The organism is Mesorhizobium sp. HAY1-8B, from assembly GCF_056868045.1.
Genome location: NZ_CP200321.1, coordinates 2,476,120 through 2,500,269, shown reverse-complemented (window position 1 = coordinate 2,500,269; position 24,150 = coordinate 2,476,120). Strand labels below are relative to the sequence as shown.

Genomic DNA, 24,150 nt, shown 5'->3' with positions numbered 1-24,150 from the left:
GCGCTCTTATTTCGCGCGATCGGCAGCCTGCGCCGCCAGGATCTTCTTCACCTCGGCGACCAGTTCACTTTCAGCCACCGTGACCTGCGCTGGGCGGGCGGCGCGCCATTCGGCGTTGTCGGTAATTTCGGCGGACATGCGCGCGCCTTCGATCAGATCCTTGATCTGCAGCTCGCCCTTGGCGCGCTCGTCGCCACCCTGGATGATTGCGACCGGGCAGCCGCGCCTGTCGGCATATTTGAGCTGCGCCTTCATGCCGGCGCCGCCGAGGTACATTTCGGAGCGGATGCCGGCGGCGCGCAATTCGCTCACCATCTTCTGGTAGCGGCCGAGGCTCTCGGTATCCTTGTCCATGACCAGCACGACGACGGGCGCGATCACATCAGCGCTATCGAGCTTGCCGAGGTTCTTCAGCGCCGTCATCAATCTGGAAACGCCAATGGAGAAACCCGTCGCCGGCACCGGTTCGCCACGGAAGCGCGAGACGAGACCGTCATAGCGGCCGCCACCACCAACCGAGCCGAAGCGCACGATCTGGCCGTCCTCATTGGGAATTTCCGCCAGCAATTCAGCCTCGAAGACAGGGCCCGTATAATATTCGAGGCCGCGCACGACGGAGCGATCCATGGCGATGCGGTCTTCGCCATATCCTGCCGCCCTGACCAAGGCTGCAATGGTCGAGAGTTCGCCGACGCCTTCCTGGTAGGTCGCGTTCGAATTGACCATGGAATCCTGGCCGACCTGTGCATTTCTCGCTGTTGCCTGAAGAACCGCCTCGGCTTGCCCGTTGTTCAAGCCGGCCCCCTTGGCGAAGTCGCCTTCGCCTTCCTTGCCGCCATCCCAGCGGCCGGGCCCAAGCAGGAGCTTCACCCCTTCCGGCCCGAGCTTGTCCAGCTTGTCGATCGCGCGCAGCACGGTCAGGCGGCGTCCGGCATTTTCATCGCCCCCGAGGCCGATTGCCTCCAGCACGCCATCGAGCACCTTGCGGTTGTTGACGCGGATGACATAGTCGCCGCGCTTGATGCCGAGCGCTTCCATCACGTCGGCCATCATCATCGCCATTTCGGCGTCGGCGGCGACGCCCGGCGTGCCGATCGTGTCGGCGTCGAACTGCATGAACTGACGGAAGCGGCCGGGGCCGGGCTTCTCGTTGCGGAACACCCAGCCGGAGCGGTAGCTGCGATAGGGTTTTGGCAGGCGTTCGTAATTCTCGGCGACGAAACGTGCCGTTGGCGCCGTCAGGTCATAGCGCAGCGACAACCACTGGTCGTCATCATCCTGGAAGGAGAACACGCCTTCATTCGGCCGGTCCTGGTCGGGCAGGAATTTTCCGAGCGCATCGGTGTATTCGATCAACGGCTGGTCGGCGGGCTCGAAGCCGTAGAGCTCATAGACCGAGCGGATCGTCGCCATCATCTTCTCGACGGCGCGAATGTCCTCGGCGCTGCGGTCGGCAAAACCGCGCGGCAGCCGCGCTTTCGTCTTTTCCGATTTATCGGCCATGAGATGTTTGCCCGGAGTTTCGTGGTGCTTGCAGGTCAACAATGTTGCGATCTTCGCAACGCGCGTGTCCTAACCGATGAAGCCCAGAGCGGCAAGGGTCGCCTCCTCGGGCATGCCCGGGTCAAGAGAAGACGGAAGCGAACTTGCGTGAAACAAAACGCGCTGAAAATGAAACAATCCCGCCATGAGCGCGGCATCGTACCGACACAATCGGAACCGATACAGCGCATCGACATGAAGGGGTTCGGAACATGACCAGCGCAGTGAAATTCCATGCCGATAGCGGTGCTGGCGCGTTGCCGGCGCGGTTGCGCCCGGCGAGCATCCATGCACCGAAAGTGCTCGGCCAGGCCGCAGGCCCGTTCGATGTGCCGGCCGACACCGACAACGGGACTTCCCTGCGCGACGCATTGGTGACCGGGATGCTGGTCATCTATCCGACGGTGGCCACGGTGGTGGCAATCGTTGCCGGACTTTTCCTGGCCAGCGCCACCGGCACCTGAGCCGCCCGCTTCGTCAGGAGCAATATCCAAGAATTTTCTTGATCGGGGGATTGAGCATGCGATTGGGCTACGCATACGCGCTTGGCTGCGCACTTCTTCTTGGAACGGCAGATCCTGCCAGCGCGGCGGGTTGCAAGCCCAGCGATGCCGCCCTTGCCGGCCACTACTACCTTCGCGGCGTCATGGAGGTTGGCTCCGAACTGCTGCTCAGGAAGGACGGCAGCTTCGAATTCATGCTCGCCTACGGCGCCAACGACCAGTACGGCAAGGGCTGCTGGGTGAAGAAGGGATCGACCGTCGAGGTCATTCCGGCTGGACGCAGTTCGGCATCGACGCATCAGACACCCGACGACAGCGGCTTCAGCGGTCTGGTGCTGACCATTTCCGGCCGCAGCCTGGTGTGGGACATCAATGGCAGCGGACACAAGGGACGGTTTGAGAGGTGAGCCTCATTTCGGCCGCTTGAAAGCCTTCCGTTCCTTCTCGACCTCCTTGCGGCAGATGCAGCCTTCGAGATGGTCGTTGACCAGGCCCATGGCTTGCATGAAGGCATAGACCGTGGTCGGGCCGACAAAGCTCCAGCCGCGCTTCTTCAATTCCTTCGAAATCCGCACCGAGACCGCCGTGGTCGGATTGGCGCGCAAATGGGCGAGATCGACAATTCTGGGCCGCTCCTCCTTGCCGGGTTCGAATTTCCAGAACCAGGCGGCGAGCGAACCGAACTCGTCCACCATCTCGCGGGCGCGCTTGGCGTTGTTGATGGTCGAGACGATCTTGCCACGATGGCGGATGATGCCGGCATTGCCGAGCAGGCGCTCGACATCCTTGTCGGTGAAGGCGGCGACCTTGTCGAAGTCGAAGCCGGCGAAGGCCTCGCGAAAATTCTCGCGCTTGCGCAATATGGTCAGCCATGAGAGGCCCGACTGGAAGCCTTCGAGGCAGATCTTTTCAAACAGCCTGCGGTCATCGGCCACCGGCCGGCCCCATTCATGGTCATGGTAGTGCAGATAATCGGGCAGGTTGCCGTGCCAGAAGCAGCGCGCGACACCGTCGGGACCGGCAAGCAGGCCGGTGCTTTCATTGCTCATTGCGAAAAATCCATCCGTTAACGCGCTTCCGCGCCGCTTTTACCGTGGCTTTACCAGATTCCTGAACCGGGCGGTAACCACACCAAAAGGTTTACTGACAGAACCGCATTTTACGCATTCCGATTCATGTTTCGGTTGCTGCTTGCGCGCCAATGATCGCTGAACCGGGCAGTGTTTCCACCCGGTTGTATCAGACGATCAAGGTGCGTTCCCGATGAAGAGAGTTTTGTTTTCCGTGCTCGGCGCCGTGGCTGTATTTGCCGGCGTCACACCCTCGGCCGCTGGCGACCGCTATGCCGACAGGCCGCCGGTTATGGTGAGCCCCGATCTTTCCGCCCCCTGGGTGCTGCAGCTTGGCCGCGCGCCGGGCATCGTACGGCAGAACCGCCAGATCGTGCAGCAGCCACGCCTGCGCACCGCGCAATCGGCACAGCCCGACCGGGTGCAGACGGCCGCCGTGCAGGCGCCGGCCAAGCGCATGGTGATGCGCCCACAGATCAACCCGATCTACCTGCCGCAGGAAGTCGCCTATGACGGCCCGCAGAAGCCGGGCACGATCGTCATCGATACGACGCAGAATTTCCTCTTCCTGGTCGAGAAGAACGGCAAGGCGCGGCGCTATGGCGTCGGCACCGGCAAGCCCGGCTTCGAATGGTCGGGCACGCACAAGATCACCAACAAGCGCGAGTGGCCGGACTGGCGTCCGCCGGCGGAAATGATCAAGCGCGAGGCCGCCAAGGGCCGCTATCTGCCGACCTTCCTGGCCGGCGGCATCGAGAATCCGCTTGGCGCCCGTGCGCTCTATCTCGGCACGACCGAGTACCGTATCCACGGCACCAACCAGCCGTGGACGATCGGCGGCGCGGTGTCGTCGGGCTGCATCCGCATGCGCAACGAGGACGTCGTCGATCTCTATGAACGGGTCAATGTCGGAACCACGGTTGAGGTGATATAATAGCCCAAGCGAATCACTTGACCCGGACATACATCGTTTCCGGAAATTGGAAGGAATAACGGGGGACGGGCCGTATGGGGATGCGGTCGGTCGAGAAGGGCAGCGCGGGAGACCGCGCTGCCCTTTCTTTTTGATCGGCATCCCGTACCTGCGACACGGCCCGCGTCGTTGCGTCGCGCAAAAGGCATGGCGGTTCGCTTTCGTGCTGCCATCTTCGATGTTCTTTTGCTATGTCGGCGCCAACGAAAGAAAGAGTTCACCCATGTCCCTGTCCGATGACAGCCGTTACCTCAAGGGCGGCCCGGTTGCCCAGCGCATCATCGCCGCCGTGCGCGAGGATGCGGCAATTGCCAAAGCAGAGGGTTTTCCGCCCAAGCTGATCTCGATCACCGTCGGCGATACGGATGCGGTTGACGTCTACGTGCGCAACCAGCGCGCCAAGGCTCAGCTCGCCTGCATCGATTTCGAGGAACGGCGTTTTCCCGCCACCATCACCGCGGGTGAACTCGAAGCCGCCATCCACGGCCTGAACGCGGATCCACGCGTCACCGGCATCATCATCCAACGGCCGGTGCCCGCCCATATCCCGATCAGGACGCTGCAGGCAGCGGTGCATCCGCTGAAGGACGTCGAGGGCATGCACCCGGCCTCGATCGGCAACATCGTCTACAATCAGCTCGATCTGGCGCCCTGCACAGCGGCCGCCTCGGTCGAACTGCTCAAGGAAACCGGCCTCGACCTCAAGGGGCTGGAAGTCGTCATCGTCGGCCATTCGGAAATCGTCGGTAAACCGATCGCGTTCCTGCTGATGAGCGAAGGCGCGACGGTTACGGTCTGCCATCACATGACACGGTCGGTCGCAGCACATGCGCGCCGTGCCGACGCGCTGTTCGTCGCGGTGGGCAAACCCCGGCTGATCAAGGCCGACATGGTGAAGCCGGGTGCGGCCGTCATCGATATCGGCATCAATTCCGAGATCGGACCGGATGGGACGAGCCGCATCGTCGGCGACGTCGACACCGAAAGCGTGCGTGAAGTCGCCTCCTGGATCACGCCGGTGCCGGGCGGCGTCGGTCCGATCACGGTCGCGATCCTGCTGCGCAACACGATGGTGGCGCTCAGCCGCCAGCGCGCGCTCTACGAGGCGACCTACGGGACGGCGGACAGGCTCGCGGCGGAATAAGCGCCGGCCCCTACTCGGCGGCGATCAGGCTCTCGTCCAGAACGCCGTCCGGCTTTGGCCCGCCATAGGCCCAGTCGAGCAGTTTTACCGTGTGCACCACCGGCATGCCGGCGGCGGCGGCAATTTGCGTGATGCAGCCGATGTTGCCGGTGGCGACGATGGAAGCTCCCGTCGCCTCGATGTTTTTCACCTTGCGATCGCGCAGCTTGGCCGAAATCTCGGATTGCAGGATGTTGTAGGTACCGGCCGAGCCGCAGCACAGATGACCCTCGCGCGGCTCGCGCACGATGAAGCCGGCCTTGGCCAACAGTTCCTTTGGCTGGCGGACGATCTTCTGGCCGTGCTGCATGGAGCAGGCCGAGTGATAGGCAACGACCGTGCCTGGCTTGCGCACCGGCTCGGGCATATCAAAAGCGGCCAGATATTCGGTTATGTCCTTGGCCAGCGCCGACACGCGCGCGGCCTTGTCGGCATAGGCCGGATCGAGCCGCAGCATGAAGCCGTAATCCTTGATCGTCGTGCCGCAGCCCGACGCGGTGATGATGATGGCGTCGAGCCCGCCCTGGTCGATGGCGCGTGTCCAGGCATCGACATTTTGTCTCGCCGAGGCAAGTGCGGCCTCTTCGCGCCCCATATGATGGACCAGCGCGCCGCAACAGCCCTCACCCGGCGGCACCACGACTTCGACGCCGAGGCGTGTCAGCAGCGAAATCGTCGTGTCGTTGATGGCGGGATCAAGCACCGACTGCGCGCAGCCGGTGAGGATGGCGACGCGGCCCTTTTTCACCCCCTGCCCGGCATGGACGCCCGGCGAGGCCATCGGTGAAGCCGTGGGGATCGACGCCGGAGCGAGCTTGAGCATCGCACCGAGAGGCTTCAATGACGGCACCTTTTCGAACAGGCCGATGAATGGCTTGCCCAGTTTCGCCAGTTTGAGCGCGGCGCGAAAGCGCTGGGGATAGGGCAGCACGAAGGCCAGCATGGCGCGGATCAGGCGGTCGAGCAGCGGCCGTCTGTAGGTTTCCTGGATATGGGCACGCGCGTGGTCGACCAGATGCATGTAGTTGACGCCCGACGGACAGGTGGTCATGCAGGCCAGGCACGACAGGCAGCGATCGATATGGGTGACGATCTCCTTGTCGGCCGGACGGCCGTTCTCCAGCATGTCCTTGATCAGGTAGATGCGCCCGCGCGGTGAATCGAGCTCGTTGCCCAGCGTCACATAAGTCGGGCAAGTGGCGGTGCAGAAGCCGCAATGCACGCATTTGCGCAGGATCTTTTCCGATTCCGCGACATGCGGATCGGCAAGCTGGGCAAGTGAAAAATTGGTCTGCATCGCTGATTTCCTAAGCCATGCGGCCGGGATTGAGGAGGTTCCTCGGGTCGAACTCCTGCTTCAGCCGCTGGCTGAGCGCGGCCAGTGCGGGTGCCTGCGGCTCGAATACCGGCAGGGCGGCGCGATGAGCGGGGGCGGCGCGCACCAGCGTCGCATGGCCGCCGCCATGTTTGCGCAACAGTCCGCGCAGCAGAGCGGCTTCCGGGTCACCCTCTTCCATGCGCAACCACACCAGTCCGCCCTGCCAGTCGTAGAAGGCGCTGACGGCGGCCTGCATGCGCAGCGTCAGGACCATCTGGTGACCCTGTGAAGGTGTCATCGAGACACGCCAGACCGGTTTCTCGCTGCCGTCGGCGAAGGGCCTGATATCGCGCACATCTTGCCAGATCAGCCGGGAAGCCTCGCTCGAAATCTCCTCCAACGGCCCGGCCTTGCCGAGCAGCGTCTTCAGCGCGGCGATGCGATAGGCGACGGACGGGCCAAAACCTTCGACCCGAAGCAAGGTGGCGGCTTCACTGCCCAGCGCGCCTCCCGCGACCCGCGCGGCGATCCGCTCGGGCAGATGGGCGGCACTCGACACTTCCGCGCTAGAGCCGAGCGCCAAGGCCATGGCGCTTGCCGCGGCATCGTCGAGCAGGCCACGCACGGCCAGCGTCACCTCGGTTTCGGCGGCCGGCAGCACCTTGAAGGTAACGTCGGTGAACACGGCCAACGTGCCCCAGCTGTTGGCCATCAGCTTCGACATGTCATAGCCAGTGACATTCTTAACCACGCGCCCGCCGGACTTGAAGGCCTCGCCCCGGCCGGACACGACGTTGATGCCAAGGATATGATCGCGCGCCGCCCCCGCCTTCAGCCGGCGCGGACCGGACAGGTTCGCGGCCAGCACGCCGCCGATCGTACCTTTGCCCGGCTCGCCGCCGAGCAGCGGGCCGTAGTCCATCGGCTCGAAGGCCAGTTGCTGGCCGTTTTCCACCAACAGCTTCTCGATTTCGACCAGCGGCGTGCCGGCCTTTGCCGACAGCACCAGGTCGGCGGGTTCGTAAAGCGTGACACCGGTGAGTTTCGACAGGTCGAGCGTGTGCTCCGTCTGCAGCGGACGGCCGATGCCGCGCTTGGAGCCGTGGCCAAGGATTTCGATCGGCGACTTTTCCACCACCGCTGAGGTAACGGAGGACAGGACTTCGTCTGAGGTGGTCGGGGTGAAGGTGGTCATGGCCGTCCCTGGTTCCTCGCCCCCGCTTTGCGGGGCGAGGAACCCCCGTTCTGATGGGCCATCCTCAAAACCTCGGAATATCCGGGAACGCCACCTGTCCCCGATGCACATGCATGCGCCCCAGCTCCACGCAGCGGCGCAGTTGCGGGAACACCTTTCCCGGGTTGAGCAGATGGTTGGGATCGAAGGCGCATTTGACGCGCATCTGCTGGTCGAGATCGGCCTGGTTGAACATTTCCGGCATCAGGTCGCGCTTCTCGACCCCCACCCCATGCTCGCCGGTGAGCACGCCGCCGACCTTGACACAGAGACGCAAGATATCGGCGCCAAAGCTTTCGGCCTTGTCGAGTTCACCGGGCACATTGGCATCGTAGAGGATCAGCGGATGCAGATTGCCGTCGCCGGCATGGAAGACGTTGGCGACGCCGAGCCCGTATTTTTCCGACAGCTCGCGCATGCCGGCCAGCACGCGCGGCAATTCCTTGCGCGGGATGGTGCCGTCCATGCAGTAGTAGTCAGGCGAAATGCGGCCAACGGCGGGGAAGGCCGCCTTGCGCCCAGCCCAGAAAGTCAGCCGCTCCTGCTCGGATTGCGAGATGCGACAGGTGGTCGAACCATTGCGGATGGCGATCGCCTCGACCTCGGTGATGAGATGATCGACCTCGACGCCCGGCCCATCGAGTTCGACGATCAGCAACGCCTCGACATCCAGGGGGTAGCCGGCATGGACGAAATCCTCCGCCGCATGGATCGCCGGCCGGTCCATCATTTCCATGCCACCCGGAATGATACCGGCGCCGATGATGTCGGCAACGCACTGGCCGCCCTGCTCGCTGGTCGGGAAACCGATCAACAGCGCACGCGCCGTCTCCGGCCGCTTGAGGATGCGCACCGTGACCTCGGTGACGACGCCGAGCAGGCCTTCCGAACCCGTCATGACGCCAAGCAGGTCGTAACCTTCGGTGTCGAGATGGCTGCCGCCCAGCCGCACCACCTCGCCATTCATCAGCACCATCTCGATGCCGAGCACATTGTTGGCGGTAAGGCCGTATTTCAGGCAATGCACGCCGCCGGAATTCTCCGCGACGTTGCCGCCGATCGAGCAGGCGATCTGGGAGGACGGGTCGGGGGCGTAATAAAAACCCTCCTGCTCGACGGCGATGGTGATGCCGAGATTGGTGACGCCCGGCTGGGCGACGACGGTGCGGTTGGGATAGTCAATCGCAAGGATGCGGTTGAAGCGGCTCATGACCAGCAGGACCGCGTCTTCCAGCGGCAGCGCGCCGCCGGACAACGAGGTGCCGGAACCGCGCGGCACGACGCGGATGTTGCGATCGTTGCAGTATTTCAGCACGCGGGAGACCTGCGCCACCGTTTCGGGCAGCACGACGACCAGCGGCAATTGCCGATAGGCGGTCAGGCCATCGCTTTCGAAAGCGCGCATTTGGTTGGTCGCGTCAACGACGCCCTCGCCCGGCACGATGATGCGCATATCCGCGATAATCTCGTCGCGCCGGCGCATCGTGGCGTCGTCTGGTTTCGGCATGGCCAGGCCGGACATCAGCAGCCCCCATTTCGCTTGACTGGTCAATATCTTTTACCAGTTAAGCGAGCCGGTTGCAAATGCCGCGATGTGAAGACACTCGTCCAAAGGCCCGAGACGAGCTTCCGTAGCGGCAATCTGCCGCTGTTTTACGCTCCCACAAGGGGAGAGGCAGCCGCTATTCGCCTGGGTGCTTTGCCGGCTCGGAATGCATCCGGCGCACGCGGCGCACGCCCCACCAGACCAGCAGAATGGCCACCGGCACCGAAGCCGCGGTGACGACCTCCGGCGCGAAGGCGTGACCGAAGATCGAGGCGCCCTTGGCGACATAGCCGATGAGGCCGACGACGTAATAGGACACGGCGGCGACCGACAGGCCTTCGACGGTCTGCTGCAGGCGCAGTTGCAGGCGGGCGCGGTTGTTCATCGAGGCGAGCAGGTCGCGGTTCTGCTTCTCGACCTCGACATCGACCCAGGTGCGCAGCAGCGTCGTGGCCCGGGTCAGCTTTCGTGACAAATTGGCCTGGCGCTCCTCGACCGAGCGGCAGGTGCGCATGGCTGGCGCCACCCGGCGCTGCAGGAACCCGCCCCAGGTGTCGTAGCCGGGCACGGCTTCCTCCTCGAGCGCTTCCAGCCGCTCGACGACGATGCCGTCATAGGCGCGGCTGGCGCCGAAACGGTAGAGGCTCGACGCGGCGTCCGCCTCCAGTTCGGCGGCGAGTTCGGTCAGGTCCGCAAGCAACGTCTGGCTGTCGCGTGTCTCGGCGACCTTCATTTCCAGCGTGGTCTGAGCCAGCCTGTCCTCGATGCGGCGGGCGCGGCCGGACAGGGTCAGCGCCAGCGGCAGGCCGAGCATGGCCAGCGTGCGGTAGGTCTCGATGTCGATCAGCCGCTGCGACAGTGCCCCGGTACGGGCCGGCGTCAGCCCGCGGTCAAGCACCAATATGCGGGTCATGCCGTCGCCATCCTGGCGAAAATCGGTGATGATCGCCGCGTTGCCGCGCTCGACCAGCGAGTAGCACAGGCTGGTCGGGTCGAAAGCCGCGATCAGCCGCTCGCTGACTTGCGTCCATTTGCGGATTTCGAGCCGGATGCCCGAGATGACGGTTCCCGGCGGCGAAAAGCCGTTGCCGAAGGGCGAATCCGCCTGAGTCCTGCCATTTTCAGAAAGCGGCCCCTCCCACAGATAGGTCGAGAATTCGGTGTGCCGCTCCCAACGCAGCGAGCCCTTGCCCCATTTCATCGCATGGTGGCGGGCCTGGCGATCGGGCGCGGCAATGCCGAGGCGCCGCGACAGTTCGGAAAGCACGGCGTGGTCGACGCCGGAGCCGCCCTCCGTCATGAAGGCGAGTTGCACGAGAACGCGCGGCTTTTCAATGAGCGGATGCGGCCGGGCGTGGACCTCGCCGAGTGCGCCGGGCCGACCCTCATGCGCGGGAAAACCCATGACGCTGCCCTTGGCGCGTGGCTGGAACTCGAGATTGGACGGGTCGTCTGACACGGCTTGTCCCCCGGGTTTCTCTGAACCCTCTTGCGTTCGCGTCCCTCTAGGGCCAATCGCCTGACGACGCAAACAGCAAAGTTTAGCCGAAGATCACAGAACGCCGGGCGGTGAAACCGACGCGCTTCGACCAATTGGATAAATAATTTGACCAGTTGGCGACGCAGGCTTTATCCTGTGCGACACCGGTTCACCTTCCAGGCATTCTGTTGAGCGACATTTTTTCCAGGATCGAGCATTCGCGCACCGCCGACGAGGTGGTGCAGCAGATCGAGAGCCTCATCCTCGAAGGCGTGCTGCGCACGGGCGATCGCTTGCCCGGCGAGCGCGAGTTGGCACGCCAGTTCGACGTGTCGCGGCCGATCCTGCGCGATGCTCTGAAGGCCCTCGAAGGGCGTGGACTGCTGACGACCAAGGCCGGCGGCGGCACGCATGTCGCCGACATTATCGGCCAGCTGTTCACCAAGCCGGTGGCCGACCTGATCTCGATGCATCGCAAGGCGGTGACCGATTATCTGGAATACCGCCGCGAGATCGAAGGCATCGCCGCCGAATATGCGGCGCGGCGCGCCACCCCGGAGGACCTTGCGCTGCTCGACCGCATCATGGAGCGCATGGACGAGGCGCACCGCACCGGCGATTTCGACGACGAGGCTGAAATCGACGTCGAGTTTCATCACGCGATCTGCGAATGCGCGCACAACATCCTGCTGCTGCACACGCTGCGCTCCTGCTATCGGCTGCTGTCGGAAGGCGTGTTCCAGAACCGGCTGCTGGTGTTTAGCGTGCCCGGCGCGCGCGAGGCGCTGCTTGCGCAGCACAAGGCAATTCATACCGCGGTGAAGGCCGGCGATCCCACAGCTGCCCGACAGGCGGCGATGGACCACATGATTTATGTCGAGCGATCCATGGCCGAAGCCGAGCGCAGCGGCGACTGGCAACGGGTGTCGCGGCTGAGGCTGCGGCAGCGTTCGGAAGCCGGCGATAGCGAACCAGCACGCAGACGCTCCTAGTCATTTCGATTAAGCGGGGACCATCATGAGCGACATTCTCACCATCGCAGACCTCAAGGATCTCGCCCGCCGGCGCGTGCCCAAGATGTTCTTCGACTATGCCGATTCCGGCGCCTGGACCGAGAGCACCTATCGAGCCAACGAAGAAGACTTCCAGAAGATCAAGTTCCGCCAGCGCGTCCTGGTCGACATGAGCAACCGCTCGCTGGAATCGACCATGATCGGCGAAAAAGTGTCGATGCCCGTGGCGCTGGCGCCGACCGGCATGACCGGCATGCAGCACGCCGACGGCGAGATGCTGGCGGCACGGGCGGCCGAGGAATTCGGCGTGCCCTTTACCCTGTCGACGATGAGCATCTGCTCGATCGAGGATGTCGCCTCGGTGACGAAGAAACCGTTCTGGTTCCAGCTCTATGTGCTGCGCGACAAGGATTTCGTGCTCGACCTGATCGATCGGGCGAAGGCGGCAAAGTGCTCGGCCCTGGTGCTGACGCTCGACCTGCAGATCCTCGGCCAGCGCCACAAGGATGTCCGCAACGGGCTTTCGGCGCCGCCCAAGATGACGCTGGCCAACATCATCGACCTGGCCAGCAAGCCGCGCTGGTGCCTGGGCATAGCCGGCACCAAGCGCCGCACCTTCCGCAACATCGTCGGCCACGCCAAAGGTGTCGGTGACGTCTCTTCGCTGTCATCCTGGACGACGGAGCAGTTCGATCCGCAACTGTCGTGGAAGGATGTCGCCTGGATCAAGGAACGCTGGGGTGGCAAGCTGATCCTGAAGGGTATCCTCGACAAGGAAGATGCGCTGATGGCGGCCAAGACCGGCGCCGACGCGATCGTGGTTTCCAACCATGGCGGGCGCCAGCTCGACGGCGCGTCGTCGTCGATCATGGCGCTGGAAGAGATCGCGGACGCGGTCGGCGACAAAATAGAAGTGCACATGGACGGCGGTATCCGCTCCGGCCAGGACGTGTTGAAGGCGCTCTGCCTCGGCGCCAAGGGCACCTATATCGGCCGGCCATTTCTTTACGGCCTGGGCGCGCTCGGCAAGGAAGGGGTTACCAAAGCGTTGGAAATCATCCGCAAGGAGATGGACATCACGCTGGCGCTGTGCGGAAAGCGTCTGGTCACCGACATGGGCAAGGACCAGCTCCGGCGCTAGGGTCCGGTGACAGCCTGACCACGGAGACCACGAGGCTTTGGCGGAACCCGGCATCCATTTTCTCGACGCGCATGGGCCGGACGATGTGCGCCTTTACGCGATCGGCGACGTGCATGGCCGGCTTGACCTGCTGGCCGCCATGCACCAGCGGATCGAGAGCGAACTGGAGTGGAAACCGGTTCGCGACTGGCGGGTAATCCATCTCGGCGATTATGTCGACCGCGGGCCAGAGTCCAAGGGCGTCATCGATTTTCTGATCGAAGCCCGAAAACGCGACCCGCGCAACCTGATGCTGGCCGGCAACCACGACATCGGCTTTCTCGATTTTCTGGGAAACCCTGAACCGGAAGGGCTCTTCATGCGCTATGGCGGCGTCCAGACGGCGCTGTCCTATGGGGTCTCCCTCACCGCGGACGCCAGTTGGTTCGGCAAGACGGAGACGATGAGACGCGGACATCAAGCCTTGCTCGAAGCCATGCCGCAAAGCCATGTCGATTTCCTGCGGTCGCTGCCGTTCTCGGTGACATCAGGCGACTTCTTTTTCTGCCATGCCGGCATCAGGCCGGGCATTGCGCTGGACAAGCAGAGCCCGCAGGACCTGATCTGGATCCGCGACATTTTCCATGATCACATCGGCCTGTTCCCGAAGATCGTGGTGCACGGCCACACCCCGGTCCCCAAGGCCGAAGTGATGGCCAACCGCGTCAATGTCGACACGCTTGCCTGGCAGTCAGGCATGCTTACCGCGCTCGTCGTCGACGGAGCGGACAAACGCATCCTGGAAATGACAATAAAGGAAGCTTGAGCCGCGCCGCAGGATGCGTCGCCAGCGAGCCGGCTTTAGCGAAGCGAGGCGGTAACGCCGTAGCCGTCTACGGCGTTGTGGTTGTTGGCGGCATCGGCGGCATAGATGCCGAGACCGCAAAGCACGATGGCGGACAACATGGCAAAGGACAGAAGCGCTGCTTTCACGGAGGTCATCTCTTGTTGAGCTTTCTGCATCTGTGCACCAGGCGGTTACCAATGCGTTGAAACGGAGAATTCGCTTCAAAGTTTCGACGATTTCGCGCTTCTAGGCGCGTTCTGTATCGACGGTGTGTCGCACGGGTCACACAAAAGGTTCATCGCGGTTGCACTTATGATGCAGAGCGCGCGCCTTCTAGAATGGCGGGCGGACACAGCCAAGAATGAAAGGGGTTTTCCCCAACCGGTTTCACGGCCGCGTGCCAATTATGTCACGCGCGGGAATGGACGCTGAGAGACTGTTTCGAAATTCGCTCTGGCGAGTGAGTGTCTCAGATGGTTGCCACCCAGGCGCGAGCAATGGCCAGCCCTGCGGCATCGGCGTCGGGTCCGTTGCGGGCCATTTCGCCATCGAGCTTGCCGGCCCAGTCGGGATGGCGCGCGGCAATGGTCGGGGCGAAGGAGGTGCTCCAGTCCTTCACCATCGGCCGATCGGCCTCGAAATGGAACTGGAAGCCATAGACGGCGCGGCCGACACGAAACGCCTGGTTTTCGGCGATATCATTGCCGGCGAGACGTACGGCGTTTTGCGGCAGTTCGAACGTGTCGTCGTGCCACTGGAAGATCGGGAATTTTTCCGGCAGTTCAGCCAGCACCGGATCGGCCTTGGCATCCCGCGTCAGCGACACGCCGCGCCAGCCGAATTCGTTGGCGGCGCCGATGCGGTTCTCACCGCCGAAGGCGCGGGCGACGAGCTGGCTGCCAAGGCAGATGCCGAGCACGGCGCGGTCCTTGCCGGCAAAATCGCGGGTCAGTTCGAGCAACGCCGGGAAATAGGGATACTCATCGTCGGCCAATGCGTTCTGGCCGCCGCCGAGCACCACCATGGCATCGTGCCCAGCCGCATCCTGCGGCAGCGGATCGCCCTTGTAAGGGAGGCGCACATCGAGATCGGCACCCGCTTCCGCGAGTGCGGCACCAACCTGGCCGAGGCCGGTATTGTCGTAGTTCTGGACCACCAGCACCCGCATCGCAAAACCCTGCTGACATGAAAATGATGCGACGAGCGATATCATGCCGCCCGCATAGCAGCCAAGATGCGTATCCCAGGAGAGAACTATGCCACTGCAGAACCGGGTCGATCCGTTCGGCGCCATCCACGCCGTGCCCGAGCGCGGCCTGTTCACCGGCAATCGCGGCATTATCCATGATCCCGAAACCAAGACTTTGTTGAAGAAACGCTGGGCGCTTCAGGCCTGGATCATCTGCGTGTGCCAGTTCCGCAATGTGCGGCGCGAGCCGATGGGCCGCAACAGGCCCGGCGGCAAGGCCGGCTGGACCGAACTTTTCTTCCTCGACGAGGTTACGGCCCTGGCGGCGGGACATCGCCCTTGCTTCTTCTGCCAGCGCGGGCGGGCCAAGGAGTTTGTCCAGCGCTTCGGCGAAGCCTTCGGCATCGCCGAGCCACGCGCCCCGCAGGTCGACAAGCTGCTGCACAAGGAGCGGCTGGCTTCGGGGGGCAAGCCGCCTGTGGTTGCCGTTGAAGACCTTGGCGGCCTGCCGGACGGCGCCATGGTTGCGGACGGCGGCTCAGCCTATGCCCTGCGCGGCGGCAAGGCACTGCGCTGGTCGTTCGCCGGCTATGGCCCGCCCGCTGATTTCGGCTCACTCGGCGAAAAGACGTTTTTGCTGCTCACTCCAGCGACAGCGCTCAATGTCCTGCGGCATGGCTTTCGACCGGTGTGGCATGCATCCGCCGAGACTTGACGGAGGCGGCCGGCTCGCTCATTCCTCGGCCATGCGCGCCAATTACAAGATGCAACGCCTGTTCGTGCCCGACGACCTCGGGGCGGATGCCGAATTCGACGCCGGCCAGCAGCAGAGCCATTATCTGATGCATGTGCTGCGCCTTGGCGAAGGCGCCGAGATCCTGGTCTTCAATGGCCGAGATGGTGAGTGGTCGGCGGCCATCGCGGCGAAGTCGAAGAAAGCGGTCAAACTGAGGGTGCTGGCATTGCAGCGGCCGCAGCCGCCACTGCCCGATCTCATCTACTGTTTCGCACCGCTGAAGCAGGGCCGGCTCGACTATCTCGTGCAGAAGGCGGTCGAGATGGGCGCCGGCATCCTGCAACCCGTCATCACCCAGCACACGCAAGTCGCCAAGCCGTCCATCGATCGGCTGCGCGCCAATGTCGTCGAGGCCGCCGAACAATGCGGCATCCTGGCGGTGCCGGAGGTTCGCGAGGCGGAAAAGTTCGAACGCCTGCTGACCGGCTGGGACAAGGAAAGGCGGCTGGTCTTCTGCGACGAGGACGCCTCGACCAACAATCCGCTGCCTGCGCTGCAGCAGGTGAAGGAGAAGAAGCTGGCGCTGCTGGTCGGGCCCGAGGGCGGCTTTTCCGATGAGGAGCGCAAGATGCTGCGCGCCCTGCCCTTCGTGACCGCCATTCCGCTCGGCCCACGCATCCTGCGCGCCGACACGGCGGCCGTGGCGGCACTTGCAGTGATGCAGGCAACTGTCGGAGACTGGTAGGACGTCATGTCTTGCAAGAGGCAGCGCGGATCGTGGCCTTCAATTCCTCTTGACCTGTGGCTCAGGATTTTTCGCTTGATCGGCTACTGACATTTCGTCCATTTACCGCCGGCGGCTCCACTGGCCGCTTTTGAGGGCTTGATCATGGCGCGCGACACAACCGATTTCCGGCCGATCGAAGGTGTCGACGAACTCGTCGAGCACCTGGCAGAAGGCAACAAGCCGCGCGACAAATGGCGCATCGGCACCGAGCACGAGAAATTCCCCTTCTATGTCGATGGCAACGCGCCCGTGCCCTATGGCGGCGAGCGCGGCATCCGCGCAATCCTGGAAGGCATGCAGGAAAAGCTGGGCTGGGACCCGATCATCGATGACGGCCGCATCATCGGCCTGGTCGAGCCGACGGGCCAGGGCGCGATCTCCCTCGAGCCCGGCGGCCAGTTCGAGCTTTCCGGCGCGCCGCTGGAGACCATCCATCAGACCTGCCGCGAGGGCAATGCGCATCTGGCGCAGGTGCGCGAGATCGCCGAACCGATGGGCATCCGCTTCCTCGGCCTCGGCGGCAGCCCGAAATGGTCGCTGGCCGAGACGCCGAAAATGCCGAAATCGCGCTATGAGATCATGACGCGCTACATGCCCAAGGTCGGCACCAAGGGCCTCGACATGATGTACCGCACCTGCACGATCCAGGTTAACCTCGACTTCGAGAGCGAAGCCGACATGCGCCGCAAGATGCAGGTCTCGCTGAAGCTGCAGCCGCTGTCGACGGCGCTGTTCGCGAACTCGCCTTTCACCGAGAGCCGGCCGAACGGCCTGCAGAGCTGGCGCGGCGACATCTGGCGCGACACCGACAACCAGCGCTCCGGCCTGCTCGAATTCTGCTTCTCGCCGGAGTTCGGTTTCGCCGACTACGTCGAATGGGCGCTCGACGTGCCGATGTATTTCGTCATCCGCGACGGCCACTATCACGACATGACGCACATCACCTTCCGCCAGTTCATGGCCGGCGCCGCGCGCAACGAAGTGCCGGACGGGCTGCCGACGATGGGCGACTGGGCGAACCACCTGTCGACGCTGTTCCCCGACGTCAGGCTGAAACGTTTCCTCGAAATGCGCGGCGCCGATGGCGGCCCGTGGCGGCGCATCTGCGCGCTGCCGGCCTTCTGGGTCGGCCTGCTCTATGACGAGGCGGCGCTCGACGCGGCCGAGGCGTTGACCTCGAGCTGGACCTACAAGGAAGTGCTGGCCATGCGCAACGCGGTGCCGGAGCTGGGCATTTCCGCGCCCTTCCGCAACGCCACGCTGCGCGAGATGGCACGCGATGTGCTGGCCATCTCGCGCACGGGGTTGAAGAACCGCGGCAAGAAGAACCGTGACGGCTACGACGAAACCTCGTTCCTCAACACTTTGGACGAAGTGGTCGCGCGCGGCACGACCAGCGCCGAGGAGATGCTTTCGGCCTACCACACGCGCTGGGGCGGCTCGATCGAGCCGGTGTTCATGGAATACGCCTATTAACCGCGCACGTTAAGGAGCGGCAAAAGCCGCTTCAATCGAGTGTTGAAACGAATTAGGCTCTCTTCCGAGGAATTCAGGAGGAGAAGCCGATGCCTACCTTGTTCGATATGCTGACCCAGGCCCAGAACGGCAACGGCATGCAGGCGCTTGCCCAACAATATGGGCTTTCGATGCAACAGACACAGGCGGCGGTCGCAGCACTACTGCCGGCCTTTTCGCAGGGGTTGCAACGCAACACCGCCGATCCCTACGGGCTCGGCGCCTTCATGACGGCGATGGCAAGCGGCCAGCACGCCAAATATTTCGACGACGCGACCCGGGCGTTTTCGCCGCAAGGCGTCGATGAAGGCAACGGCATTCTCGGACATCTGTTCGGGTCCAAGGACCTGTCACGCGCCGTGGCCAGCCAGGCGGCGCAAGCGAGCGGCGTCAGCCAGCAGGTCCTGCAGCAGATGCTGCCCGCGATCGCCTCGATGGTGATGGGCGGCCTGTTCAAGCAGACGACAAATCAGATGCAGTCCGCGGGAGGCTTCGGCGGTGGTGGGAACAATCCGCTCGGCGAGATCATCGAACAGATGATGCGGCAAGGCGGCATGCCGGCCCCGGCACCACAACAGCGTCAGGCCCCGCCGCCCCCGAACCCGATGGACAACCCGCTTGGCAAGGTCTTGCAGGACATGTTCGGCGGCGGCACGCCGCAACCGCAGAGCCAGCCGCAGCAAGCGCCCAACCCTTATGGTGACAATCCGCTAGGCAAGGTGCTGCAGGACATGTTTGGTGGCGGCGCGCCGCAGCCGCAAGCCCGACCGCAGCCACAGCAGACGCAGAGCCCCTATGGTGACAATCCGCTGGGAAAGATCTTCGAGGAAATGCTGCGGCAAGGCGGCGGGGGAGGATTGGGCGGCGGGCAGCCGGCGCCTCAGCCTCAGGCACCGCAGCAGCGCCAGGCGCCGCAACCGCAGACCAACCCGAGCGGCAGGCCGAGGAACCCGTTCGATGATTTGTTCGGCAAGATGTTCGAGACCGGCGCCCAGCAGCGCGACGACTATCAAAAGGGCGTGGAAACGATCTTCGATCAGTTCAAGCGCGACATGGACCGCAGGTAGGCGCCAAGGCAGCCACCATTTCTGAACACGCCAGAAAAGAAAAGCCCGGTCCTTGGGAGGACCGGGCAACGTGCAGGCAGGCCGGCGGGGAACCGGCAGGGAGTGGGAAGCCTGCAGAACCTTTGGTCGCACTGAGCCCTGAAAGGTTCAACGCGACCGAAACTCAACCGATCAGGCCACCTTGCGGGCAAGATCCTCGATCGTCTCCACGCGATCGCTGGCGATTTCACGCAGCATCACCGTCGGGTCTCGGCCGAACGGCACGTCGATGGCGACATGCAGGTCGGCGCGCGTCAGGCCGATATCGGCGAGCTCGGCATCCGACATCTCGCCAAGGCGATAGAAGGCGCGGCGATTTTTCCAGGCGCGGTAGAAATTGAAGACGGTATTGGCCACGCGCATCGCAACGGCCGGACGCGAGGTGATGCGCGAGGTCTCGGTGGCGAAATCGATCGTGGTCATAGCAGTCTCCCTCGGAGTCGAGCGGACAAAGCCAAGCGATCGGCGCTGGCGACAGCAGCCGTTCCGGCTTCGATTCATTTTCAAAGGTGCATGTCGTTTTCCCAAAACCGGTGTCCACTTTTGGGCGACATGCATTGGCTTCATGTGGACAATGCCAATTTGCCATCAGCCGATTGATTAATCCAACGAATGTTTCTAATCTTTAGCATCAACATCAATGATGGATTGAACCGATGAAAGCGCCGCTCGATCTCGATCAGTTGCAAACCTTCATCTCGATCGCCGACACCGGCAGCTTCACGCGGGCAGCCGAGGAGGTGCACCGGACCCAGTCGGCGGTGTCGATGCAGATGCGCCGGCTGGAGGAGCGGATCGGCAAGCCGCTGTTCGAGAAGGAGGGGCGCAGCAACAGGCTGACGGAGGAAGGCGACAAGCTGCTCTCCTATGCAAGACGGCTGCTTTACCTCAACCGCGAAACGCTCGCCGCCTTCGACGACCAGCGGCTGGAAGGCACGATCCGTATCGGCACGCCGGACGATTATGCCGACCGTTTCCTGCCGGAGATCATGGCACGCTTCACCCGCTCCAATCCGCGCGTCGAACTGACCGTCATCTGCGAGCCGACGCCGGGGCTGGTCGAGCATATCAAGCGCGGCAATCTCGACCTGGCGCTGGTGACGCACAACGATGTGCGCGGCCAGTCGGAAGTGGTGCGGCGCGAACCGCTGCTTTGGGTCACCTCGGCCAACCATGCGACACATGAACAGGTAACGCTGCCGATGGCCTTTGGCCGGCCGAACTGTATCTGGCGGCGCGCCGCCGTCGATGTGCTGGACCAGCAGAACCGCGACTATCGCATCCTGTTCACCAGTTTCTCGGCGACCGTCATCACCGCCGCCGTGCTTTCGGGCCTGGCGATCTCGGTGCTGCCGGAATGCGCACTCAGGCCCGGCATGCGGGTGCTGGGCGAGGCCGACGGTTTCGGCGCCCTTCCCGATTGCCGCATCGGCATCATGCGCGGCCAGACCTCGCGGCCGGAGATCGTCGATGCGCTTGCCCGCCACATCTCGGAGAGCCTGGACAACATCTCGGTGCCGCTTGGCGAGGAGACGGGAACCTTCGACTTCGCCGCACTCGCCTTTGCCAAGATGAAGCGGACGAGACCGAACCAGCTCCTGCCCGGCTGGTAGGGAAGAATCGGGGCGCCTTGAGCGCGTGGCCGGATACGGGCGCCTTGACGTGGGGCGCCAACCAGCCCCCAATCGGCCGATGAGCGAAGCAGCATCCGAATCACGCACCAACGCCACCGAATACACGGTGAGCGAGATCTCCGGCGCGCTGAAGCGTACGGTGGAGGACGTCTTCGGCAATGTGCGGGTGCGCGGCGAAATCTCCGGCTATCGGGGCCCGCACTCCTCCGGCCATGCCTATTTCGCGCTGAAGGACGACCGCGCCCGGCTCGACGCCGTGGTGTGGAAAGGCACGATGAGCCGGCTGAAATTCCGCCCCGAGGAAGGGATGGAGGTGATCGCCACCGGCAAGCTCACCACCTATCCCGGCAAGTCCAACTACCAGATCGTCATCGACAATCTGGAGCCGGCTGGCGCCGGGGCGCTGATGGCGCTGCTGGAGGAACGCAAGCGCCGGCTGCAGGCCGAAGGGCTTTTCGATGCCGCACGCAAGCGCCGGCTGCCGTTCATGCCGCGCGTCATCGGCGTCGTCACCTCGCCGACCGGGTCCGTCATCCGCGACATCATCCATCGCATCAAGGACCGCTTTCCGCTGCATGTGCTGGTCTGGCCGGTGCGCGTGCAGGGCGAGACATCAGGGGTGGAAGTGACCAATGCCGTCACCGGCTTCAATGCACTGGCCTGGGATGGTTCCATCCAGCGCCCCGATCTCTTGATCGTCGCGCGCGGCGGCGGCAGCCTGGAGGATCTGTGGGGGTTCAACGATGAGGCGCTCGCCCGCGCCGTTGCCGCCTCCGGAATTCCGGTGATCTCGGCGGTCGGCCACGAAACCGACTGGACACTGATCGACCTCGTCGCGGATGTACGGGCGCCGACACCAACGGGCGCGGCCGAAATCGCCGTGCCGGTGAAGGCCGACCTCGAAGCGACGCTTGCCAGCCTTGGCGCGCGGCTCAAGGCGGCCATCTCACGCAATTTCGAACGCAAGCGGCAGGCCGCCCGTGCGGCGGCGCGCGCGCTGCCCTCGCCCGATCAATTGCTGGCGCTGCCGCGCCGGCGCCTCGACGAGGCGACGTCGAGGCTCAGTCGCGGCCTGTCCGTCAGCGTCGACCGCAAGCGGGCGCGACTCCAGGGCCAAAGGCTGACGCCGGCCACGCTGTCGCGGCGCATCAACGAGGCGCGCACGCTGACCGGCCGTGACCTCGCCCGCGCGCAGGCGGCCTTCTTTGCCATCGTGCGCGAACGGCGCGCTCGCTTTGCGCGCACCGCGACGCGGCTGTCGCCGGCACCGATCGCGCGAAGGCAGAAGCAGCAGGCCGACGCACTGGCAGCGCTCGCAAGGCGGCAGGATCGGGTTATCTCGCTGCGGCTCGAGCGGCTGCGCGGCCAATTGAGCCAGGCAGAGCGCCTGCTGACCACGCTGTCGCACAAGGCCGTCCTGGCGCGCGGCTTCGCGCTCGTCAAGGATGCCGATGGCGCCGTCATCAAACAGGCGGCCGACGTGGCATCGGGGATGGCGCTCTCGCTGGAGTTCGCTGATGGCACGGCCGATGCGGTGGCAACCAGCGGTGCAGCGCGACCGAAGCCGGCTGCCAAGCCATCAGCAAAGGCCAAGGAACCCGGCAATCAGGGATCGCTGTTCTGAGCACGACCGACAATCCACACCACCTGGCCACGCCCAGCGGCAAGCCGCGCGCGCGAAGCTTCGGCATCGGCTTCGACGGGACGCCCGGGCCGTTCAACGCGATCACCGACGTGCCCGGCGTCGCGGTCGGCTATGCGACGCTGATATCAGGCGATGGGGCGCTGGTCGTCGGCAAGGGGCCGGTGCGCACCGGAGTCACGGCGATCCTGCCCAGGCCAATTGCTGAGCTGGCCACGCCGGTGTTCGCCGGTATTTTCAGCCAGAACGGCAATGGCGAGTTGACCGGCTCGCACATCGTCGAAGAAACCGGTGCTTTCAACTTTCCGATCACCATTACCAACACGCATTCCTGCGGTGTTTCGCGTGACGGCACGCTGCGCTGGATGCACCAAGTGCAGCCGGCCGCGCTCGACAGCGGCTGGGGCCTGCCGGTGGCGGCGGAGACCTATGACGGCTTCCTCAACGACATAAACGGCCACCATTTGACCTTTGAGCACGTGGCCCAGGCACTAGACGGTGCCGCCGGCGGCCCGATCGAAGAAGGCAGCGTCGGCGGCGGCACTGGCATGATCACCTTCGGCTTCAAGGCCGGTTCGGGCACGGCTTCGCGCGTCGTCGGGTGGCAGGGAAATTCCTACACGGTGGGCGCCTTCGTGCAGTCGAATTTCGGCAAGCTGCGCAATTTCACGCTTCGCGGCCAACGCGTCGAGCCAGCGCTCGCCGAATCGGCGATCCGAGACGACGCACGGCATGCCGAAAAAGGCTCGATCATCGCCGTCATCGCCACCGATGCGCCATTCCTGCCGCACCAGATGAAGCGGCTGGCGCGCCGCGTGCCGCTCGGCGTCGCCATGACCGGCGGCTTCGGCTACCACAGTTCGGGCGACATCTTTCTCGCCTTCTCGACCGCCAATCCTGCCGCCGCACTGGCGCCGTCAGGCCGGATCGCCAATGCCGATTTCATTCCCGATACGGACATCGATCCGTTTTTCGATGCCGTAATCCAGACGGTGGAAGAATCGATCCTCAACGCATTGGCCGCCAACGACGACATGACCGGACGCGACGGCAATTTCGTGCCTGCACTGCCGAAGACATGGTTGAAAGAAAAGTTCGGGCTGAAAGAAAAGCTCGACTGAGACGAAAACGCGGGCCGAAAAGCCCGCGCATTCAGACAGAGCGGCCGTTAGGATCTATTCCGCAGCCTTGCTGGGCGCCTGGTGGTGCTCGTCGGCCTCGGCCGCTTCCTCGAGCCGGGAAGCAATGAGTTCCTGGATATCGCCGACTTCTTCCTGGATATCCTCCAGCGGGATGCCGACCTCGGCCGCCTTGGCGGCGCATTCCTTGGCCAATGTCTCGGCCTGCTTGTCGATCCTGGCCTGGGACTGGCAATGGACCTTTTCGCCGATCCATCCCCGCAAGAACTCGATGGCGTGTTCACTCATACTGCTGTTCCCTGCGGCAAAGCCGGTTGGTAATCATAAACGTCGGCACCCCACAAAGGATGCATGTTCCCATTCCAGCCGAGTCGCGGCCAGCCGGCAAGTCAATGCCGTCCAGGGTCCACAGAGCCGAAGGAAATCGAGGGGTGAAGAACATTTTCTGATTCTGAAGGACTGTACCGTTGGCGGGATATGACCCGCGCCGAGCAATTGCTTCTACCTTTTACGGCTTTCAGTCCGTTTCGTATCTCAACGGCTGTCGCTAAAGCCGCCTTTTTGACGTTGCGC

24 protein-coding genes are annotated in these 24,150 nt (G+C 63.9%); 14 read left to right on the top strand and 10 right to left on the bottom strand.

The window, feature by feature from the left end; genetic code table 11:
* Window positions 1-6: 6 nt before the first annotated feature.
* Window positions 7-1,503: a histidine--tRNA ligase gene (gene hisS / locus AC1VON_RS11855; RefSeq protein ID WP_483122325.1), complete on the bottom strand. Its 1,497-nt coding sequence runs from the start codon at window positions 1,501-1,503 to the stop codon at window positions 7-9.
* Between the two features lie 251 nt (window positions 1,504-1,754).
* Here hisS and AC1VON_RS11850 point away from each other — a divergent pair, with 251 nt between their 5' ends.
* Entirely contained in the window at window positions 1,755-2,006 is a 252-nt protein-coding gene (locus AC1VON_RS11850) for a hypothetical protein (RefSeq protein WP_483122320.1), read from the top strand.
* A 56-nt stretch (window positions 2,007-2,062) separates the two neighbouring features.
* Window positions 2,063-2,452 carry a hypothetical protein gene (locus tag AC1VON_RS11845; RefSeq protein ID WP_483122315.1) on the top strand — a complete coding sequence of 130 codons (390 nt, stop codon included), beginning with the start codon at window positions 2,063-2,065 and terminating at the stop codon, window positions 2,450-2,452.
* Window positions 2,453-2,455: 3 nt separating this feature from the next.
* Here the strand turns inward: AC1VON_RS11845 and AC1VON_RS11840 are convergent, their stop codons facing one another.
* On the bottom strand, window positions 2,456-3,094 hold the full coding sequence (locus AC1VON_RS11840) for a DNA-3-methyladenine glycosylase I (protein WP_172352017.1): 639 nt from the start codon (window positions 3,092-3,094) through the stop codon (window positions 2,456-2,458).
* Between the two features lie 214 nt (window positions 3,095-3,308).
* On the opposite strand from AC1VON_RS11840, the gene AC1VON_RS11835 reads away from it, so the two are divergent.
* Entirely contained in the window at window positions 3,309-4,049 is a 741-nt protein-coding gene (locus AC1VON_RS11835) for a L,D-transpeptidase (protein ID WP_483122310.1), read from the top strand.
* 262 nt (window positions 4,050-4,311) lie between these two features.
* On the top strand, window positions 4,312-5,232 hold the full coding sequence (locus AC1VON_RS11830) for a bifunctional 5,10-methylenetetrahydrofolate dehydrogenase/5,10-methenyltetrahydrofolate cyclohydrolase (RefSeq protein WP_483122308.1): 921 nt from the start codon (window positions 4,312-4,314) through the stop codon (window positions 5,230-5,232).
* Window positions 5,233-5,242: 10 nt separating this feature from the next.
* Here AC1VON_RS11830 and glcF read toward each other — a convergent pair whose 3' ends face one another.
* The 4 genes from glcF to AC1VON_RS11810 form a co-directional block, all read right to left on the bottom strand.
* Window positions 5,243-6,568, bottom strand: a complete 1,326-nt coding sequence (gene glcF, locus AC1VON_RS11825) for a glycolate oxidase subunit GlcF (protein WP_483122306.1) — start codon at window positions 6,566-6,568, stop codon at window positions 5,243-5,245.
* Between the two features lie 10 nt (window positions 6,569-6,578).
* Window positions 6,579-7,784, bottom strand: coding sequence for an FAD-binding protein (locus AC1VON_RS11820; RefSeq protein ID WP_483122304.1), 1,206 nt, complete (start codon window positions 7,782-7,784; stop codon window positions 6,579-6,581).
* A gap of 64 nt (window positions 7,785-7,848) precedes the next feature.
* The gene (locus tag AC1VON_RS11815) at window positions 7,849-9,345 is read right to left on the bottom strand and encodes an FAD-linked oxidase C-terminal domain-containing protein (RefSeq protein ID WP_483126318.1); all 1,497 of its coding nucleotides are present in this window, start codon (window positions 9,343-9,345) and stop codon (window positions 7,849-7,851) included.
* Window positions 9,346-9,505: 160 nt separating this feature from the next.
* Entirely contained in the window at window positions 9,506-10,828 is a 1,323-nt protein-coding gene (locus AC1VON_RS11810; RefSeq protein WP_483122303.1) for a DUF3422 family protein, read from the bottom strand.
* A gap of 209 nt (window positions 10,829-11,037) precedes the next feature.
* Here AC1VON_RS11810 and AC1VON_RS11805 point away from each other — a divergent pair, with 209 nt between their 5' ends.
* The 3 genes from AC1VON_RS11805 to AC1VON_RS11795 are packed head-to-tail and all read left to right on the top strand — an operon-like array spanning window position 11,038 to window position 13,808.
* Entirely contained in the window at window positions 11,038-11,841 is an 804-nt protein-coding gene (locus AC1VON_RS11805) for a FadR/GntR family transcriptional regulator (protein ID WP_172352022.1), read from the top strand.
* 25 nt (window positions 11,842-11,866) lie between these two features.
* Window positions 11,867-13,003 (top strand): alpha-hydroxy acid oxidase, encoded by a 1,137-nt coding sequence (locus AC1VON_RS11800; RefSeq protein ID WP_140774924.1) that lies wholly within the window; start codon window positions 11,867-11,869, stop codon window positions 13,001-13,003.
* A 37-nt stretch (window positions 13,004-13,040) separates the two neighbouring features.
* Window positions 13,041-13,808, top strand: coding sequence for a metallophosphoesterase (locus AC1VON_RS11795; RefSeq protein ID WP_483122301.1), 768 nt, complete (start codon window positions 13,041-13,043; stop codon window positions 13,806-13,808).
* Window positions 13,809-13,843: 35 nt separating this feature from the next.
* Here the strand turns inward: AC1VON_RS11795 and AC1VON_RS11790 are convergent, their stop codons facing one another.
* On the bottom strand, window positions 13,844-13,975 hold the full coding sequence (locus AC1VON_RS11790; RefSeq protein WP_013893872.1) for a hypothetical protein: 132 nt from the start codon (window positions 13,973-13,975) through the stop codon (window positions 13,844-13,846).
* A 323-nt stretch (window positions 13,976-14,298) separates the two neighbouring features.
* The gene (locus AC1VON_RS11785) at window positions 14,299-14,997 is read right to left on the bottom strand and encodes a type 1 glutamine amidotransferase (protein WP_172352024.1); all 699 of its coding nucleotides are present in this window, start codon (window positions 14,995-14,997) and stop codon (window positions 14,299-14,301) included.
* A gap of 88 nt (window positions 14,998-15,085) precedes the next feature.
* Here AC1VON_RS11785 and AC1VON_RS11780 point away from each other — a divergent pair, with 88 nt between their 5' ends.
* From AC1VON_RS11780 to AC1VON_RS11765, 4 genes are all read left to right on the top strand, one after another.
* The gene (locus AC1VON_RS11780) at window positions 15,086-15,733 is read left to right on the top strand and encodes a hypothetical protein (protein ID WP_483122300.1); all 648 of its coding nucleotides are present in this window, start codon (window positions 15,086-15,088) and stop codon (window positions 15,731-15,733) included.
* Between the two features lie 31 nt (window positions 15,734-15,764).
* Complete coding sequence (locus AC1VON_RS11775) at window positions 15,765-16,499, top strand: 16S rRNA (uracil(1498)-N(3))-methyltransferase (RefSeq protein ID WP_483126317.1); 735 nt, start codon at window positions 15,765-15,767, stop codon at window positions 16,497-16,499.
* Window positions 16,500-16,643: 144 nt separating this feature from the next.
* Window positions 16,644-18,017 carry a glutamate--cysteine ligase gene (locus AC1VON_RS11770; protein WP_172352026.1) on the top strand — a complete coding sequence of 458 codons (1,374 nt, stop codon included), beginning with the start codon at window positions 16,644-16,646 and terminating at the stop codon, window positions 18,015-18,017.
* Window positions 18,018-18,106: 89 nt separating this feature from the next.
* Window positions 18,107-19,123: a DUF937 domain-containing protein gene (locus tag AC1VON_RS11765; RefSeq protein ID WP_483122298.1), complete on the top strand. Its 1,017-nt coding sequence runs from the start codon at window positions 18,107-18,109 to the stop codon at window positions 19,121-19,123.
* A gap of 171 nt (window positions 19,124-19,294) precedes the next feature.
* Here AC1VON_RS11765 and AC1VON_RS11760 read toward each other — a convergent pair whose 3' ends face one another.
* Window positions 19,295-19,585, bottom strand: a complete 291-nt coding sequence (locus AC1VON_RS11760; protein WP_172352028.1) for a DUF1127 domain-containing protein — start codon at window positions 19,583-19,585, stop codon at window positions 19,295-19,297.
* A gap of 233 nt (window positions 19,586-19,818) precedes the next feature.
* Here AC1VON_RS11760 and AC1VON_RS11755 point away from each other — a divergent pair, with 233 nt between their 5' ends.
* The 3 genes from AC1VON_RS11755 to AC1VON_RS11745 all read left to right on the top strand — a co-directional run bounded on the left by AC1VON_RS11755 (window position 19,819) and on the right by AC1VON_RS11745 (window position 23,559).
* Window positions 19,819-20,775, top strand: a complete 957-nt coding sequence (locus AC1VON_RS11755; protein ID WP_172352029.1) for a LysR substrate-binding domain-containing protein — start codon at window positions 19,819-19,821, stop codon at window positions 20,773-20,775.
* Between the two features lie 79 nt (window positions 20,776-20,854).
* Entirely contained in the window at window positions 20,855-22,420 is a 1,566-nt protein-coding gene (xseA, locus tag AC1VON_RS11750) for an exodeoxyribonuclease VII large subunit (protein ID WP_483122294.1), read from the top strand.
* Window positions 22,417-23,559 (top strand): DmpA family aminopeptidase, encoded by a 1,143-nt coding sequence (locus tag AC1VON_RS11745; protein WP_483126316.1) that lies wholly within the window; start codon window positions 22,417-22,419, stop codon window positions 23,557-23,559. Before xseA ends, AC1VON_RS11745 begins: the two co-directional genes overlap by 4 nt.
* A 54-nt stretch (window positions 23,560-23,613) precedes the next feature.
* On the opposite strand, the gene AC1VON_RS11740 is transcribed toward AC1VON_RS11745, so the two are convergent.
* Window positions 23,614-23,865 carry a hypothetical protein gene (locus tag AC1VON_RS11740; RefSeq protein WP_483122293.1) on the bottom strand — a complete coding sequence of 84 codons (252 nt, stop codon included), beginning with the start codon at window positions 23,863-23,865 and terminating at the stop codon, window positions 23,614-23,616.
* Window positions 23,866-24,150: the final 285 nt, after the last annotated feature.